Annotated in this window: 16 protein-coding genes and 1 pseudogene; 6 read left to right on the top strand and 11 right to left on the bottom strand. The window is 67.8% G+C overall.

Translation table 11 applies throughout. The features are described 5' to 3' along the window. Positions 1-380: 380 nt before the first annotated feature. Positions 381-1,413 (bottom strand): annotated as a pseudogene (locus R9B84_RS29025) (IS3 family transposase); the annotation flags it as partial. Positions 1,414-1,590: 177 nt separating this feature from the next. Between R9B84_RS29025 and R9B84_RS29030 the strand changes: the two are divergent. Continuing rightward, a complete protein-coding gene (locus R9B84_RS29030) occupies positions 1,591-1,899 on the top strand; it encodes an ArsR/SmtB family transcription factor (protein ID WP_096473910.1) in 309 nt (102 codons plus the stop codon). 82 nt (positions 1,900-1,981) lie between these two features. Further along, positions 1,982-3,043 (top strand): alkene reductase, encoded by a 1,062-nt coding sequence (locus tag R9B84_RS29035; RefSeq protein WP_423763395.1) that lies wholly within the window; start codon positions 1,982-1,984, stop codon positions 3,041-3,043. An 18-nt stretch (positions 3,044-3,061) separates the two neighbouring features. Here the strand turns inward: R9B84_RS29035 and R9B84_RS29040 are convergent, their stop codons facing one another. Beyond that, entirely contained in the window at positions 3,062-3,589 is a 528-nt protein-coding gene (locus tag R9B84_RS29040; protein WP_423763396.1) for a GNAT family N-acetyltransferase, read from the bottom strand. 87 nt (positions 3,590-3,676) lie between these two features. On the opposite strand from R9B84_RS29040, the gene R9B84_RS29045 reads away from it, so the two are divergent. The 3 genes from R9B84_RS29045 to R9B84_RS29055 all read left to right on the top strand — a co-directional run bounded on the left by R9B84_RS29045 (position 3,677) and on the right by R9B84_RS29055 (position 5,706). Further along, the gene (locus R9B84_RS29045) at positions 3,677-4,288 is read left to right on the top strand and encodes a LysE family translocator (protein WP_105392651.1); all 612 of its coding nucleotides are present in this window, start codon (positions 3,677-3,679) and stop codon (positions 4,286-4,288) included. 39 nt (positions 4,289-4,327) lie between these two features. Next, positions 4,328-4,666 carry a hypothetical protein gene (locus R9B84_RS29050; protein ID WP_423763397.1) on the top strand — a complete coding sequence of 113 codons (339 nt, stop codon included), beginning with the start codon at positions 4,328-4,330 and terminating at the stop codon, positions 4,664-4,666. Between the two features lie 83 nt (positions 4,667-4,749). Continuing rightward, the gene (locus R9B84_RS29055) at positions 4,750-5,706 is read left to right on the top strand and encodes an alpha/beta hydrolase family protein (protein WP_423763398.1); all 957 of its coding nucleotides are present in this window, start codon (positions 4,750-4,752) and stop codon (positions 5,704-5,706) included. Here the strand turns inward: R9B84_RS29055 and R9B84_RS29060 are convergent. After that, positions 5,703-6,623, bottom strand: a complete 921-nt coding sequence (locus R9B84_RS29060; RefSeq protein WP_423763399.1) for a phosphatidylinositol-specific phospholipase C — start codon at positions 6,621-6,623, stop codon at positions 5,703-5,705. The genes R9B84_RS29055 and R9B84_RS29060 overlap by 4 nt on opposite strands. 6 nt (positions 6,624-6,629) lie before the next feature. On the opposite strand from R9B84_RS29060, the gene R9B84_RS29065 reads away from it, so the two are divergent. Then, positions 6,630-7,652: a LacI family DNA-binding transcriptional regulator gene (locus R9B84_RS29065; RefSeq protein WP_423763400.1), complete on the top strand. Its 1,023-nt coding sequence runs from the start codon at positions 6,630-6,632 to the stop codon at positions 7,650-7,652. Positions 7,653-7,682: 30 nt separating this feature from the next. Here the strand turns inward: R9B84_RS29065 and R9B84_RS29070 are convergent, their stop codons facing one another. The 8 genes from R9B84_RS29070 to R9B84_RS29105 all read right to left on the bottom strand — a co-directional run bounded on the left by R9B84_RS29070 (position 7,683) and on the right by R9B84_RS29105 (position 16,918). Then, the gene (locus R9B84_RS29070) at positions 7,683-8,543 is read right to left on the bottom strand and encodes a carbohydrate ABC transporter permease (protein ID WP_423763401.1); all 861 of its coding nucleotides are present in this window, start codon (positions 8,541-8,543) and stop codon (positions 7,683-7,685) included. Continuing rightward, positions 8,540-9,409, bottom strand: a complete 870-nt coding sequence (locus R9B84_RS29075; protein WP_105392649.1) for a carbohydrate ABC transporter permease — start codon at positions 9,407-9,409, stop codon at positions 8,540-8,542. The genes R9B84_RS29070 and R9B84_RS29075 overlap by 4 nt, the downstream gene beginning before the upstream one ends. 34 nt (positions 9,410-9,443) lie before the next feature. Then, on the bottom strand, positions 9,444-10,682 hold the full coding sequence (locus tag R9B84_RS29080; RefSeq protein WP_423763402.1) for an ABC transporter substrate-binding protein: 1,239 nt from the start codon (positions 10,680-10,682) through the stop codon (positions 9,444-9,446). Between the two features lie 243 nt (positions 10,683-10,925). Beyond that, on the bottom strand, positions 10,926-12,134 hold the full coding sequence (locus R9B84_RS29085) for a porin (RefSeq protein ID WP_423763403.1): 1,209 nt from the start codon (positions 12,132-12,134) through the stop codon (positions 10,926-10,928). A gap of 166 nt (positions 12,135-12,300) precedes the next feature. Then, entirely contained in the window at positions 12,301-13,239 is a 939-nt protein-coding gene (locus R9B84_RS29090; protein ID WP_262545296.1) for a helix-turn-helix domain-containing protein, read from the bottom strand. Between the two features lie 64 nt (positions 13,240-13,303). Then, entirely contained in the window at positions 13,304-13,891 is a 588-nt protein-coding gene (locus R9B84_RS29095) for a DUF3156 family protein (protein ID WP_423763404.1), read from the bottom strand. Further along, positions 13,888-15,387 (bottom strand): APC family permease, encoded by a 1,500-nt coding sequence (locus tag R9B84_RS29100; RefSeq protein WP_423763405.1) that lies wholly within the window; start codon positions 15,385-15,387, stop codon positions 13,888-13,890. Before R9B84_RS29100 ends, R9B84_RS29095 begins: the two co-directional genes overlap by 4 nt. A gap of 190 nt (positions 15,388-15,577) precedes the next feature. After that, positions 15,578-16,918 (bottom strand): aspartate aminotransferase family protein, encoded by a 1,341-nt coding sequence (locus R9B84_RS29105; RefSeq protein WP_423763406.1) that lies wholly within the window; start codon positions 16,916-16,918, stop codon positions 15,578-15,580. Between the last annotated feature and the right edge of the window lie 18 nt (positions 16,919-16,936).

The raw sequence follows: 16,936 nt of genomic DNA on the forward strand, positions 1-16,936 counted from the left end.
CGATCGCATCCAAAAAACGTCCCACCGTGCGGTCTTTCGCAAATAATGGACGAATTTAACCCACCAATTTTGCAGTCTTTCACGATGCAATATATTGATTGGACGGGATACGACTGCTCACACTAACGCGCGCTCCGTCGTCGGCGTCAGGGGTAATCCCCCCGTTTTCCACGGGGTTCAGAAGTAGAAACTAAGCGGCCATGGCCAACCGCTGCTTTGGCGTGAATCCGCCCAGGTCCATGTTCGGTCGGTCGGTCGGTCGGTCGGTCGGTCGGTCGGTCGGTCGGTCGGTCGGTCGGTCGGTCGGTCGGTCGGTCGGTCGGTCGGTCGGTCGGTCGGTCGGTCGGTCGGTCGGTCGGTCGGTCGGTCGGTCGGTCGGTCGGTCGGTCATGAGTGTAAGTCCACATCCAATCGGTCGCGAAGCGCTGCACGTGGTCCAAGTCTTCCCAGTGGTACTGCGACAGCCATTCGTACCGCACGGTCCGGTTGAATCGTTCGACATACGCATTTTGCTGCGGCTTGCCCGGCTGGATGTAGTCGAGCCTGATGCCGTACTGTCGGGCCCATTCGATGATCGCTGCGCTCAGGTACTCGGGCCCGTTATCGCACCGAATCGCTTCGGGCCTGCCGCGCCAACCGATGATCTGCCACAGCGCACGGATCACGCGTTCGGACGGCAATGAGAAGTCGATCTCGATGCCGAGTGCCTCGCGGTTGAAGTCCTCGATCACGTTGAACAGCCGGATGCTGCGTCCGTCGGCCAGTTGGTCGTGCATGAAGTCCATCGACCATACCTGGTTGACGGCGCACGGCACCGCCAGCGCTCCGGTACCTGCCTGACCAGTCGCTTGCGTGGCTTGATCCGCGGGTTCAGTTCCAGTTTGCGATAGATCCGGTACACGCGCCTGTGATTCCAGCCGAAGCCCCTCACGTTGCGCAGGCACAGGAAGCACAGCCCGAAGCCCCAGTTCCGATGGTTCTCCGTCAGGCGCAGCAGCCAGTTCGCAATCTCGTCGTTCTCGGCGCTGCGCCGACCGACGTACTGATAACAGGCCTGGCTGATCCCAAATGCCTCACATGCCAGCCGGATCGATATGCCCCGGCTGAACACCGCATGCATGGCCATCTCACGCCGGCAAGATGGCCTCAATCTTTTATTGCGAGCGCCTCCGCTACGATCTCAGCCTTGATCTTCTCCTCGACGTACATATTGCGCAGCCGGGCGTTCTCGGCCTCCAACTCCTTCATCCGTGCGATCAGCGAGACGTCCATGCCGCCGTACTTCGAACGCCATTTGTAGAACGTCGCCGTGCGGATGCCCAGCTCCCGGCACAGGTCCGGCACCGACTGCCCCGATTCCATGCGCTTGAGCGCGTCCATGATCTGGCTGTCCGTGAATCTCGACTTCTTCATGCTGTAGAACTCCCTCAACGAGAAAATTCTACTTCTGATCACACCGGTTTTTCGGGGGGATTACCGACAGCTATCAACCCCAAAGCCAGCAGTGCTTTCAAACATATCGTCAAATCCCGATATATGATTCGCCCATCGACGATACCCGTCTGCCCGACCGAAACACCTGCTCCATCCATGCCGACCGAAATCGACATCGACGCGATCCTGAAAGCGCTCTCGAACCCCGTCCGCCGGGAAATCCTCGTCTGGCTGAAAACGCCGGGCGAGCATTTTCCGGCACAGACGCTGCCGTACGAACACGGCGTCTGCGCGGGCCAGATCGACGCGCGCTGCGGGCTGTCACAGTCGACCGTTTCCGCGCACCTCGCGACGCTGCAACGCGCGGGGCTCGTGACGTCGACGCGGATCGGCCAGTGGGCGTTCTTCCGGCGCAACGAGGCCGTCATCGACGCATTTCACGACGCTTTGCGCCGCGATCTCTAGCCAACCGGCCGTATCGGCCATGCGGGCCTGCGTTGCGCATGACGCGACGGCGCGCCCGCCTTTCGTGAAGAGGTTATCTGCCATGCCCACGCTGTTCGATCCCGTTACCCTCGGCGACCTGACCCTGCCGAACCGCATCGTGATGGCGCCGCTCACCCGCTCCCGTGCGGGCGCGACGCGTGTGCCGAACGCACTGATGGCCCGCTATTACGCCGAACGCGCATCGGCCGGCCTGATCATTACCGAAGCAACGTCGGTCACGCCGCAGGGTGTCGGCTACGCGGACACGCCCGGCATCTGGTCCGATGAGCAGGTCGAGGGCTGGAAGCAGCTGACGCAGGCCGTGCACGCGGCCGGCGGGCGCATCGTGCTGCAACTCTGGCACGTCGGCCGGATCTCCGATCCGGTATTCCTGGACGGCGACCTGCCGGTCGCGCCGAGCGCGATCGCCGCGGGCGGCCACGTGAGCCTCGTGCGTCCGCAGCGTCCCTACGTGACGCCGCGCGCGCTCGAACTCGACGAAATTCCGGGCATCGTCGCCGCGTACCGCAAGGGGGCCGAAAACGCGAAGGCGGCCGGCTTCGACGGCGTCGAGATCCACGGCGCGAACGGCTACCTGCTCGACCAGTTCCTGCAGGACAGCACCAATCGCCGCACCGACGCCTACGGCGGCCCGGTCGAGAACCGCGCGCGCCTGCTGCTCGAAGTGGTCGACGCCGCGATCGACGTGTGGGGCGCCGGCCGTGTCGGCGTGCACCTCGCGCCGCGCGGCGACGCGCACACGATGGGCGATTCCGATCCGGCGGCGACGTTCGGCTATGTCGCGCGCGAACTCGGCCGCCGCAAGATCGCGTTCATCTTCACGCGCGAATCGTATTCGGGCGACCACTTGAGCCCGCGCCTGAAGGAAGCGTTCGGCGGCCCGCTGATCGCGAACGAGCAGTTCACGCTCGATTCCGCGCAGGCCGCACTCGAGAACGGCAGCGCCGACGCGATCGCATGGGGCAAGCTGTTCATCGCGAACCCCGACCTGCCGCGCCGCCTCGAGCTCGGCGCGCCGCTCAACAAGCCGGTGCCGGAGACGTTCTACGCGGAAGGCGAAACGGGCTACACCGACTACCCGGCGCTGAGCGACGCGGCCTGACGGCCGGGCAGCACGTGTTCAGGCGCGCACGTCCGCGCGCATGAACACGCGCTGTGTCTCGTCGAGCCCGCGCGCGACGTGGTGCGCGCGGACCGCGCGCAGCGTGTCGTCGAGCGACGCGTCGTCGATGATCCGGAAACCGAGGCGCGCGTAGTACGGCGCATTCCACGGCGCATCGCGGAACGTCGACAGCACGACCTGCGCGATCCCGCCCGCCGCCGCGCGCGCGTTGATCGCTTCGATCAGGCGCGCGCCGATCCGCTGTCCGGCATGCGACGGCGCGACATCCAGCTCCTCCAGATACAACCGCTGCGCATCGAGCAGCCGGTAGAACGCAAACCCGACGCACACGCCCTGCGCATCGACCGCGACAATCGCGCGGCCGTCGTCGATGCGCGCGAGCACGTCGGCCGTATCGGTCGGCTCGCCATCGGCGATGTCGGTCATGCCGATCTCGCGAAACCGCTGCGCGGCGGCGACTTCCACGGCGGCCATTGCGGCCGCGTCTTCCCGCGTGGCGGGACGGATCAGGATCGATGGAGTCATTGCGGCAATTCAGGCAGGCAGTCTGGAACGGCCGTCACTATAATCGAAACTTCATACGTTTCGAATTCGCCACCCACGAGGTCCGTCATGACGTTGTCCGCGCTCGCCGTCTTCGCCTTCGCCCTGCTCGTCACCGCCGGCACGCCCGGCCCGAGCGTCGCCGCGCTCGTCGCGCGCGTGCTGACGAACGGCGTGCGAGACGTGCTGCCGTTCCTCGCGGCGATGTGGCTCGGCGAAGCGCTGTGGCTCACGCTCGCGGTCGCGGGGCTGTCCGCGTTCGCGCGCACGTTCGAGACGGGCCTGATCGTGCTGAAGCTGCTCGGCGTCGCATACCTGCTGTTCCTCGCGTGGAAGATGTGGACCGCCCCGACCGGGACGGGCGCGGACGACCTGCCGCGCGGCCAGTCGCCGTGGCGCATGTTCGTCGCGGGCATGCTGGTCACGCTCGGCAATCCGAAGATCATGCTGTTCTATCTCGCGCTGCTGCCGACCATCGTCGATCTGACGCACGTGGGCGTTCTCGCGTGGGCCGAACTCGTCGGCACGATGCTCGCGGTGCTGATCCTCGCCGACTGCTTCTGGTCGCTGCTCGCGGTGCGTGCGCGGGCTTTTCTCACTTCGGCGCGCGCGAAACGGATCGCGAACCGCACGAGCGCGACCGCGATGGCCGGTGCGGCGGTGGCGATCGCGACGCGGTAGCCCGCCGGTCCCGCGCCACACCGCCCCCAGCCGCCCGCCATGTCGCAACTCGGGAAGATTCCTGCCGCACTCTCCGCGCAATCGATTTCCCGTCTCGAGATCGTGCTTCCGCTCGACGCCGCGCTCGAATGCATCGATTATTGCGTGCGTCATCGCATTCCGATCTACGGATGGGAAGGCTGGGTTCTGACTGCCGACGGACGAGTCGGACACGGCAGCGCGCCGCAGGGCACCGTGAGTCTGGCGGACTGGCCGCTGGCGGATGCTGCCGCGTTCTGCCGCAGCACGATGACGTCCGAAGCGCAGGTGTGGCGCGACGAATACCCCGCAACGACCGACCGGCTGCATTTCTGCATCACGATCGGCGACGCACACTGATCGTCGTACTTGTGCAATCGCACGCCGGCGACCGACCGGCGATCCGCAACGGTAGTCTGCTCATTGTCCCGGAGGGATGCACCATGAAAACCTGGCTATCGGCTGCCCTGCTCTGCCTGTCCGCCACGGTCGCGCACGCGGCCGGCGTCAAGTTCGTCAGCATCCCGGCCGACACGGCTGGCCCCGAGCTGCGCGCGGCCATCTGGACGCCCTGCGCGACACCCGCGCAATCGCTCACGATCGGCCCGTTCCTGCTGAAAGGGCAACGCGACTGCCCGACCGTCGGCGACAAGCTGCCGCTCGTCGTGATCTCGCACGGTCACGCCGGCACGTACTTCGGACATCACGACCTCGCCGAAACGCTCGCCGACGCGGGCTTCGTCGTCGCGGCGATCAATCATCCCGGCGACACGCATGCCGACCTGAGCCACGCAGCCGACCTGCAGGATTTCGCCGAGCGGCCGGCCGACATCAAGCGCCTGGTCGACTACATGCTGGCCAACGCACCCGACGCCGCGCATATCGATCCCGCGCGGATCGGCTTCTTCGGCTTCTCGCGCGGCGGCTATACGGGCCTCGTGCTGGCCGGCGCCAATCCGGATTTCGTGCACGCGCACGTGGCCTGCCCGGACCCGACCTGGCTGATCTGCAAGCAGATCCGCGACCATGACTTGCCGCGCCAACCGCTGACGCACGATCCGCGAATCAAGGCCTACGTGCTCGCCGACCCGTTCGACGTATTCCCGACCGCCGATACGCTGAAGGACGTGCACGCGCCGATCCAGCTCTGGGCGTCGGAAGCGGGCGGCGACGGCGTGGACCCGGAAACGGTCCCCGAGCTGGCCGGCCTGCTGCCGCAACGGCCGGAATTCCACGTCGTGCCGAATTCCGCGCATTTCGCGTTTCTCGCGCCGTGCCCCGAACAACTGGCGCACGACTCGCCTGAAGTCTGTACCGATGCGAAGGGATTCGATCGCGCGGCATTCCACGCGACGCTCGACGCAAAGGCGCTCGCGTTCTTCAGTGTCAATCTTCGCTAACAGCGAAACGCCTTGCGCCAGACGCCCGGCGCTCGCGCATGGTCGTTGCACGCGATCAGCGCGCGCACCAACGCCCAATCGTCGTCATCGCAGAAATCGAGCAGCATCGCGCCGCACGGGCCGCGCTGCTCGCGCAATCGTTCGGCCAGTCGCGCATGAATGCCCTGCACCCGGCCGTCGCCATGCGCGACCGTCGAAGGATTCGCGCCCATCCCGGTCCCGCTGCAGAAATTGATCGCCCAGCGGCCGCTTTCCGGCGTCGGCAGGAGCGTGAGCAGCGTGTCGATCGCGCGCCACTTCCAGCCGATCGACGCGGCCACCGGCACGCGGTATTCGTCCTGGATCACGAACGCCCCGTCGGGATGATCGATCGTGAACGTCGCGTTGTCGGGCCACGCGGTCAGGTCGATGCCGAGCGGCCGGCCGCTGCGAAAGCGCCGCAGCAGCACGACCGCGCCGCGCACGTCGCCAAGCGCGGGCAGCGTGCCGCCGGCATGCCAGCGCAGCCGCGGGTGCCGCGCACGATGCGCGTCGAACGTCGCATCGAAACCGCGCGTGCACGCGTGCGCCGGCCACTCGTCCTTCACCGACATCACGATGCATTCGCGCGGATGCGCATCGAGAAAACGTGTACAGGTTGCCAGCACGTCGTCGAACGTCATGCCGAGCGCGATGCCGCCGTGATGGATGTCGAACGCATCGCGCACGTGCCGGCAACGGATGTCGAGCAGCCGCACGCCATGCGCGAGCTGCGCGTCGAGCGGCGCACGCTGCGTGCGCACGAGCCGATCGTCGACCGTATACGCACAGGTGTCATGGCTGCCCGGTAGGGTCAGCGTATGCAGCAGCCGCGCATCGTCGAGCGCCGACATCCAGTCGGCGAGCGGCATGCACGTTTCGTGGCTCGAAAGGATCATGTATCGATGAATGACAAGGAAAGAAAACCGTGGGTGACGGCGTCGGATGTCGCGGCGCGGGCCGGCGTATCGCGCTCCGCGGTGTCGCGCGCGTTCTCGCCGACCGCGAGCATCGCGCCGCAAACGCGCGAACGCGTGATGGTCGCCGCGCGTGCGCTCGGCTACCAGGTCAACCTGATCGCGCGCGACATGATCACGCAGCGCAGCAGCATGATCGGCGTCGTGACGGCCGGCTTCGAGAATCCGTTTCGCGCGCGACTGCTGACGGACCTGATGGCCGCGCTCGGGCAGCGCGCACTCACGCCGCTCGTGACCAATGCGGAAGACCCGCGCCAGGTCCGGCAATCGCTCGAACAGCTGCTCAGCTACCGGATCGCAGGCCTCGTGATGACGTCCGCGTCGCCGCCGCTGTCGGTGGCGCAGCAGTATCTCGAACACCGGATTCCGGTCGTGATGATCAACCGCGACGCGAACCTGCCGGGCGCGGATGTCGTCGTCAGCGACAACGCGGCGGGGGCCGTCCATGCGGCGCAGCGGCTCGTGCGGGCCGGCGCGCGCCGGCTCGCATTCGTCGGGCCGCGCGGTGCGAGCTACAGCGCGCAGTCGCGCGCCGTGGCGTTCGAGCAGGCGATCGGGCGCGGCGACGCATACGACGCGACGCTCGCGCGCGTACTCGACACGAAATCCGACACCCATGCATGCGGGATCGATGCCGCGCGGCAACTGTTCGCGGCCGGCGAGCGGCCCGACGGCGTGTTCTGTTCGTCCGACCTGCTCGCGCTCGGCGTGATCGACGTCGCGCGCAGCGAATTCGGGTTGCGCGTGCCGGAAGACCTGCGCGTGATCGGCTTCGACGACATCCCGGCCGCCGAATACGATGCCTATCGGCTGACGACGCTCCGGCAGGACACGCGCGGCCTCGCGCACGCGGCGATCGACCTGCTCGCCGACCGGATGCAGACGTTCGACGGCGCGTCGCGCACGCGCGTCGTGCCGGTCACGCAGGTGGTGCGGCATAGCTGCGCATGACATGGTGAAATCGGGCGCGGCGTTGCCGCGTCACTTCAACCCACCCGCGAACCCGCGCAACAGGTAGCGCTGCACATAACCGGCCACGGCCAGCGTGGGCAGCGACGCCATCAGCCCCGCGCTCATCAAATCGCCCCAATCGATCCCGTTCTCCGTCACATAACCGGCGATCGCGAGCGGCAGCGTGAAGCGGCTCGGCGTCGACACGAACAGCAGCGCGATCAGGAACTCGTTCCATGCGGCGATGAACACGAAGATCGCCGTCGCGATCAGCCCCGGCGCGCACAGCGGCAGCACGATCTGCACGAGCCGCCGTGCGAGCCCCGCACCGTCGATGCAGGCCGCCTCTTCGTACTCGATCGGCACGTCGCGCACGAACGCGAGCAGCATCCAGATCGCCATCGGCAACGCATAGATCTGGTATGCGAGCATCAGGCCGAGCGTCGAATCGAGCAGGTGCAGCCGCTTCGCGAGCGCGAACAGCGGCACCGCGATCGTGATCGGCGGCATCAGCTTCAACGCCAGCACGAGCACCAGGAACAGCAGATCGAGCCGCGCCGGGAACCGCAGCCGCACCAGCGCATAAGCGGCCGGAAACGCGAGCGCCAGCGCGAGCAGCGTCGTGCCGAACCCGACCAGCAGCGAATTGAAGAGCGGCGCGCCGATGCCGTTGGACCACACCGACGCGAAATGCTCGAAGGTCGGCGCGGCCGGCCAGATCCGCAACGGATGATCGAGGCGTTCGAGCGTCGGCATGAAGGCCGCGCCGGCCATCCACAGGCACGGCAGCAGCAACAGCGCGAGCGCGGCGACACGCAGCGCCCACGGCATCGCGCGACCGAATGCGGCGCCCGTTCGCGCGCGCGTGATGCCCGCGGGTTGCGCCGTCATGCGCGCCGCTTGCGAACCGTCTGCCATACATACCCCGAGACCAGCAGCGCGGACGCCGCGAGCATCAGCACCGACGCGGCACTCGCCGGCCCGACGTTGAAGAAGCGGAAGCCCGTGTCGTAGATATAGGTCGACAGCGTCTGCGTTGCGTTGCCGGGGCCGCCGCCCGTCAGCGCATAGACCTTGTCGAACAGCTTGAACGTGTCGATCGAGCGCAGCAGCAGCGCAAGGCCGATCTGCGGCGCCGCGAGCGGCAGCGTGATGTCGCGCAGGCACTGCCACTCGCTCGCGCCGTCGGTGCGAGCGGCTTCGTACAGTTCGCCGGGAATCGACTGCAGCCCGGCCAGCACGATCAGGAACGCCATCGGCGTCCATTGCCACACGTCGACGAGCGCGAGCGACCACAGCGCGAGATGCGGATCGGACAACCAGCGCACGCCTTCGATGCCGAACGCCGCGAGCAGCGCGTTCAGGAAACCGTCGAAGTTGAGCCAGTTGCGCCAGATCGCCGAGCACACGAGCGTGGACAGCATCATCGGCAGGATCGCGAGCGGCAGCGCGATGCGTCGCCCCGGAAAGGCGCGCACGAACAGCAGCGCGAGGCCGAAGCCGAGCGCGACCTCGGCAAGCGACGCCACAATCGTGAAGCGCAGCGTGTTGCCGAAGCCGGCCGTGAACGCGTCGTCGCCGAGCACCGCGCGATAGTTCGCGAGTCCCGCGAACGCGCGGCGGCCGGCCGCGTAGTCGACCCGGCAGAACGAATCGATCAGCACCTGCGCGACCGGATACAGCGCGAGCGCGGCGAGCACCAGCAGCGCCGGACCGAGCAGCGCGACGAACGGCAGGCTGCGGCCGAAGGCTTTCATGCGCGGGTTCCGGACAACATCGCGAGGCGGGCCGTCACTTGCCGGCCGCGGCCATCGCCTGCGCGATTTTCTGCTGTGCCTGGCGCAGCGCGGCGTCGGGTGCGGCCTGCCCGGTCAGCGCGAGCTGGAGCTGGTCGCCGAGAATGCTCTCGACCTGCTGCCAGTCGTTCACGCGCGGCCGCGCACGGCCGGCCTCGAGCGCCTTCAGTTGATCGGGATACCAGCGGTACTGGCGCACCAGCGCCGGATCGGCGAACACGCTGCGGCGGGTCGGCGGAATGCCGATTCCGGCGAGGCGGGTCTGCGTGTCGCGGGCGGTCAGGTACGCCAGGAAGTCCTGCGCGAGCTTCGCGTGCGGCGCGTCCTTCGGAATGCCCATCTGCCAGATGCCGAGCATCGGCGCCGGGCCGGCGGTCTGCCCGGGCGGCGGCTGCAGCGCGATCTGCCCGACCACGCGCGACTGCTTCGGATCGTCGAGCGCCGGCACCCACGCGGGCCACACTTCGATCGACTGCGCAGCCGTGCCGCGCTGCAGCGCATCGCGCACTTCCGCCGCGCCGTACACGTCGACGTCCTTCGGCGCGGACGCCTTCAGCGCGAGGAACGTCTTCAGCGCAGCCTGCGCCTCGCGCGAATCGATCGTCACGTTGCCGGCACGGTCGAACACGTCGCCGCCGTAGGCCCACAGGATCGGCAGGAAGCCCGTCACGACCGGGTTGCCCTTCGTGCCGCGAAACACGACGCCCGACACGCTCTTGTCCGCGCCGCCGATGGTCTGCGCGATCTTCAGCACGTCGTCCCAGTTGCGCGGCGGCTGCAGCTTGTACTTCGCGAGCAGGTCCTTGCGGTACGCGAACATCTCGACGTTGCCGACGATCGGCAGCGCGTACAGCGCACCGGCCGCATTGCGGCCGAGCGCGACGGCCGACGGCACGAGATCGGCGTCCGCGAGCGACGCGGGCAGCGGCTTCAGCCAGCCGTTGCCGATGAATTCGGGCGCCCACGTGTCGTCCATCATCACGAGGTCGTACGCACCGGTGCCTTCGCGCATCGACAGCTTGAGCTTCTGGTACAGGTTCGCGTTCGGCAGCTTGAGCAGCTCGATCTCGGTGCCCGGGTGCAGTTTGTTGAAGCCGGCAACGGCGTCGGCCAACCCCTTCCCGTAGATGTCGTCGCGGCCTGCGATGACGAGATCCGCGGCAACGGCGTGCGTGGCGGCGAAGGACAGCGCAAGGGCGGCGGACAGCGCGCGCAGGCGGCTCAGCAAGGTCATGAGGTCTCTCTCGTTCGGCGTGGTGGCGGGACAGCCGGGCGTTGCACACGTGTGCAACGCGGGCGACGCTTCCGGCTGCCTGAAGCGAACGCCATTGTTCACGCCGATCGTTAAGAATTTATGGCACGCGGCAGAAGAGACCGCCGCCGTGCCCTGCCGCCCCGCCCGCCCGACCGCCCCGGCGCCGCCTTCCCGGCCAGACCTCCCCGGCCGGGCCTTCCCGGCCGGACCTCCCCGGCCAGGTCAGAAGTTCACGCGGATCCCGGCCATCACCGCCAGCTGCCGGCTCGAGTTGCTGTTCGCGAGCACCGGAATCTGTGCATAGTTCACCGCGTTGCCGTTCGCGTCGGTGCCGAGCCCCGTGCCGCTTGCGATCTGGCCGATCGCGACCGCATACAGCGCCGTGCGCTTCGACAGGCTGTAGTTCGTGCCGACGTTCACCTGGTGGAAACGCGTCGTGCCGCGCCCGTCGGTATGCGCGGCGTTGAAGATATACGCGACGCCGCCCTGCAGCGCGGGCGTAAACATGTACGTGACGTTCAGCTCGCCGATGTCGAACGTGAACGCCTGCGTGCGAGGCTGCGCGGCGGTCGAGAAATAGCGGCTGTCGCCGAGGCGCGTATGCGTGTAGGTCAGCGCGACCGTCGCCGCGCCGAGCGTCACCGAGCCGCCCGCGCCGAACGCGCGCATCGAGCCGGCGTCCTGCAGCAGGCAATACATCGCACCCGGGTTGCTGCACGCGAAATCGCCGATATAGCCGCTCGCGCCGCCGAGCGCCGCGTCGAGCGGCTGATGCAGGTCGAGATAGCCGACCGAGAATGCCACCGGCGCGCGCGTATACGTCGCGGCCACCGCATAACCGCGCTTCGCGGAAAAATCGCCGGCCTGCCCGCCGAAGCTGAACGTGCCGCCGAACGTGAGGCCGTTGAAATCGGCGCTGGTGAACTTCACCGCGTTGTTGAAGTTGAACGCGGCGTTCAGGTTGTCGACGTCGCCGAGATGCGAGCCGTACGGCGTCGCCCAGTTGTTGCTCGACACATAGGCGCCGAGCATGTCCGTGTACGAGTCGTATTGCCGGCCGAGGCCGAGCGTGCCGATCCCGTCCTGGCGCAGCCCGACCCACGCCTGCCGGCTGAAGGCGGTGCCGCCCTGCAGCGCCTGCCCGTTCGCGGACAGGAACTGCTGTTCGAGCGTGAACACCGCGTCGAGCCCGCCGCCGAGCGGCTCGGCGCCCTGGAATCCGAAGCGGGACGGCACGAGGTTGCCGCCGCCCATCTGCCACGCATGGCCGCCGCCCGTGCTGCCGTCGGCGCGCGTGAACTGCTGGTTCGTCGAGTAGATGATGCCGGTGTCCACGGTGCCGTACAGCGTCACGCTGCCCGAGGTCTGCGCGTGCGCGTGCATGCAACCCAGCGTAGCCGCGGCCGCGGCCAGTCGTCGTCCGATCTTCATGTCCCGCCCTATGTGATCATCGATACGCAGTGCAAATCGATGGTGTTGTCGAAATGGGTGACGGGACTCTATCCAGCGAAAATTCAGGACCTCTATCGCAAATCGGCAAACGGTGGATCGCGCCGCCCGCGACGGTGCCCGACGGCGCCGTCGCGATGCGCGTGCGTCAGTCGGGACGCGTCGTCTGGGAAGGCAGCTCGCCGAACAGGTCGCGATACTCGCGCGCGAAATAGCCGAGATGCGTAAAACCCCAGCTCGCGGCGGCCTCGCCGACGCCGAGCTGTTGTACCGACGTCGTGCGCAGCATGCGCCGCACCGCGTTCAGCCGGATCGTGCGCAGATAACCGACCGGCGTGACGTCGGCGACGCGCTGGAAGCTGGTTTGCAGCGTGCGGCGGCTGCAGCGCAGCGCGCGGCACAGTTCGAGCACGGTGACGGGTTCTTCGGGCCGGTCGCGCAGATGCTTCTCGCAGCGGCTCACGATGTCGCTGTAGGTGGCGTGCGTGATGTCGCGGCGCTCGACGCCAATGCCCTGTTCGAGCGCATCGAGGAACATGCCGAGCATCGCGTCGCGGAACATCTTGCGGGTGGCCGCGTATTCGAGGTGGCCCGGGTTGCGCTGCGCATCGTCGATCAGCGACGACAGCCGCACGCCGAGCGCGACGCCCTGCGCATCGGACAGCCGCGTCACGTGCCGCAGCTTGCGCGCGCCGGCCGCGCCGAATTCGGCCTCGCACAGCTCGTCGACCATGTCGGACGCCGCGCTGATCCCGACGAGCCCCATCCCTTCCGGCGTATGGAATTCGAAATCCTCGCCGGCGCGCAGCGCGAGCAGCGCATAACCGTCGACCGGCTGGCCCTGGAACGTGCCGGCGAGCGGCACGGACAGCGGCACCGCGAGCGACGTGCGCCCGGCCGGCGCGAGCCCGGTTTGCGCGACGCGCCGGTTGGTCGTTTCGCGGAAGAAGTGGAAATCGTCGTACAGCACCTGCGTGACCGTGCCCCTGAAGCGGCCCGGCGTCATCTGGCGGTAGACCTGATGCCAGCCCGCGATCGCGAGCCCGTGGTCGTGCACGTCTTCGTGCGAGCGTGACTGGAACAACATCGGCGCCTCCGGTGAAACCCTGATTCCTGGGCGCAGCCGCCGGCGCGGCGCGCAACGCCACACTTTACCCGCGCAAAATCCCGTGCAGTGCGGTTTCGAACGCAAGACAGGCCGCCGACAGCGCGGCGGCCTGCTCGCCGGTCAGCCGGACATAACGACGAAACGACGGCATCCGGTTCACGACCTCGCTGCCGCCGAACGGCACGATCGCGAGCGTCCAGAGGCCGTCGCGCGCGTCGATCGCGCAGTCGGTCAGGTGCAGCAGCCGCAGCGCGTCGGCCAGCGACGGCTCGGCGACCAGTGCAGCCACCGTGTCGACGAATCCGGGGTCGCATCCCGGCGCTGGCACTGCATCGATGCCGGTGCGACGCAGCCAGCCGGTTTGCCGTATGCGGGCGCGGCCCTGCACTGCCGGGCCGCAGACGGTCGCCGCCACCTTCACGCTGACCGTATGCATCAGGAACTGGCGCTCGACGCGCTCCTCGACGCTCACACACACGCCGTTCGGCAGCCGCGCCGCCGGACCACTGGCACCGTCGGCGTCACGCGCGGCATGCAGGTCGGCAAGCACGCGCGCGGCGATCGCGCCGGGCCGATGGCCGAGTGGCAGCTCATCGGGCGCCGCGCGCCACCGGGCGAGTGCGGCCTTCACGACGCGACGTGCTCGTTGCGCAGCACTTCCTCGACCGGCACCGGCTTGAACGGATGCCGGCGCTGCACGACGAGCGTCCAGAACAGCGCATACAGCGCGGTGAGCCCGAGCATCGCGCCGAACGGCACGTAGATGTCGCGCGCGTTCATGCCGGGCGGCGTGATGTACCAGATCGCGAGCACGATGCCGACGCTCGACACGATCTGCGGCAGCGGAAACAGCGGCGAACGGTACGGGCGCGGCAGGTCCGGGCGGCGGATCCGCAGCATCACGACCGACGCGGTGACGAGCAGGTACGCAGTGCCCCACGCGCAGGTCGCGGCGAGCACGAGGTGCAGGATGCTGTCGAGATTGCCGTTGATCAGCCACGCATGGATGATCGGCACGACGGCCGCCGCGACGATGCCGACCACCGGCGTCTTGAAGCGCGGATGCAGGTACGCGAAGCAGCGCGGCAGCGCGCCGTCGATCGCCATCCCGTACAGGATCCGCGGCAGCCCGGCCATCAGCGTGTTGATCGTCGCAGCGCCCGCGAACAGGAACGCGACGCCGAACCAGATGCGGCCGAAGGGCCCAAGCACCTGCAGCGCGAACGCGGGAATCGCGCCCGGCGTGTCGAGCAGGTGCGTGAGGCCGTCGGGGCTCACGGGCACGTTCGCGACCTGGCGGCGGATCGCCGCGCCGTACAGGAACATGCAGATCGCGACGCCGACGAGGCCGATCGTCATCGCACGCGGAATCGTGCGGCCGGGCGCCTTCATTTCCGGCGCGAGCGGCGTGACGAACTCGCAGCCGACGAACATGAACATCGCCATCCCGACCAGCGACAGCACGGCCGGCACCGACGTGCCGACTTCCGAGCCGCCGAACCAGCCGTCGAGGTGCACGGCCGGCGCGGCCGCGAGCCCGAGGATTCCGAAGATCATCAGCGACAGCCACATGCCGGCTGTCAGCACGATCTCGAGCTTGCTGAACACCTTGATGCCGATGATGTTGGTGATCGCGAACGTGACCACGAGGCCGACGCCGACGAGCCACGAGCTGTTGTGCTTCTCGAACGCGGCGTTCAGCGATTCGAAATTGACGAGCGCCATGATGCCGCTCAGGATCGTCTCGGCCGTGCCGGCGAACACGTGCACGAGGAAATACGCGGAGATCGTGCCGGTGATCGCCCAGAAGCGGCCCAGCCCGCACGACAGGTAATCGTAAACCGAGCCGGCCGTCGGCAACATCGCGGCGGCTTCGGAGAACGTGGTCGCCTGCGCCTGCATCATCACGAACGCGATGATCATCGCGACCGCGAACGCCCAGCCGCCCATCCCGAAGCCCGACGTCGCGGTGAGGATCACCGGGCTTGCCATGATGAGGCCGACAGCGCTCGCCAGCGCGGTCGGAAAACCGACCGCGCCTGCCTTCAGCGCCGTGCCGCCCGTTTCGGCCGGCGTGCCGGCGGACGACTCGCCCGCGGCGCCGGTAACTCCTGACCATCCCGACATCTTTGTCTCCTTCCTTTGTTGACCCGAACCCGCGCTTCGTCGCCCGGGCTTCCTGTCGATCACACTTGATCCGATGTCGAAAAAATACGCAGGCAAAATAATCCGGTCATAGCGCAAATCGGCAAACCGGCGGCGGGCGGCCTGGCCGCACGCCGCCGGTTTGCGGTCACGCGCTCACACCGTCATGCCGTCACGCGAACGGCACGGCCTCGAAACCCGCCGCGAGCGCGTCGACGATCCGGTCGAGCTGTTCGCGCTGGATCACGAGCGGCGGCGACAGGATGATCTTCGTGCCGACCGGCCGCACCAGCACGCCGTTCTCGCGCGCGACTTCCGCGACCGCGTTCGCATAGCCGGACAGCGGGTCGATCGGCTCGCGCGTTTCTTTGTTCGCGACGAGGTCGAGCGCGAGCATCAGCCCCTTGCCGCGCACCTCGCCGACCGACGCGAAGCGTTCCGCGAACGGCTGCAGCGCTTCGAGCAGATACGCGCCCTGCTTCGCCGCATTCGCCGGCAGGTCTTCCTTGACGACGATGTCGAGGCTCGCGATCGCGGCCGCGCACGCGACCGGGTGGCCCGCATACGTGTAGCCGTGCATGATCGCGCCGCCGAAGTCCGCATTCGCGGCGAACGCGTCCTCGATCCGCGCGTTCACGACCGTCGCGCCGAGCGGCACGTAGCCCGACGAGATCCCCTTCGCGAGACACATGATGTCCGGGCGCACGCCCCAGCCGCGGCTGCCGAACAGGCTGCCGCTGCGGCCGAAGCCCGTCACGACTTCATCGGCGATCAGCAGCACGCCATAGCGGTCGCACACCTCGCGCACGAGCGGCCAGTAGTTGGCCGGCGGCACGATCACGCCGCCCGCGCCCTGGATCGGCTCCGCGATGAACGCGGCGACCGTGTCGGGGCTCTGGAACAGGATCTCGCGCTCGAGCATTTCCGCGCAGATCCGGCCGAGTTCCTCCGGGTCCTGCGTGAACGGGTTGCGGTACAGCCACGGCGTCTCGACGTGGAAGCAGCCGGGCAGGTTCGGCTCGTAGTTGCGGCGGAACACCGTGTTGCCGTTCACCGACGCGCCGCCGAAGTGCGTGCCGTGATAACCCTGCTTCAGCGAGATGAACTTCGTGCGATCGGCCTGGCCGCGCACCTTCCAGTACTGGCGCGCGATCTTCAGCGCGGTCTCGATCGAGTCGGAACCGCCCGAGCTGTACAGCACGCGGCGCATCCCTTCCGGTTCGAGCATGTCGATCACCTTCTTCGACAACTCTTCCGCGCGCGGATGCGAGATCCCGTCGAACAGCTGGAAGTATTCGAGCTCGTCGAGCTGGCGGACGATCGCGTCCTTCACTTCCTGGCGGTTGTGGCCAACGTTCACGTTCCACAGGCCCGCGACGCCGTCGACGAGCTTCCGCCCCTCTTCGTCGAACACGTAGCAGCCGTCGCCGCGCACGATGCGGATCGGCTTGCGCTGCTTCATTTCGTTCGGATGCACCATCGGGTGCCAGAATTTCGCTTCGTTGTAGCTCATTGCAGTCTCCACTGTCGG

The sequence above is a fragment of the Burkholderia sp. NLJ2 genome, from assembly GCF_049487195.1.
Taxonomy (GTDB): Bacteria; Pseudomonadota; Gammaproteobacteria; order Burkholderiales; family Burkholderiaceae; genus Burkholderia; species Burkholderia pyrrocinia.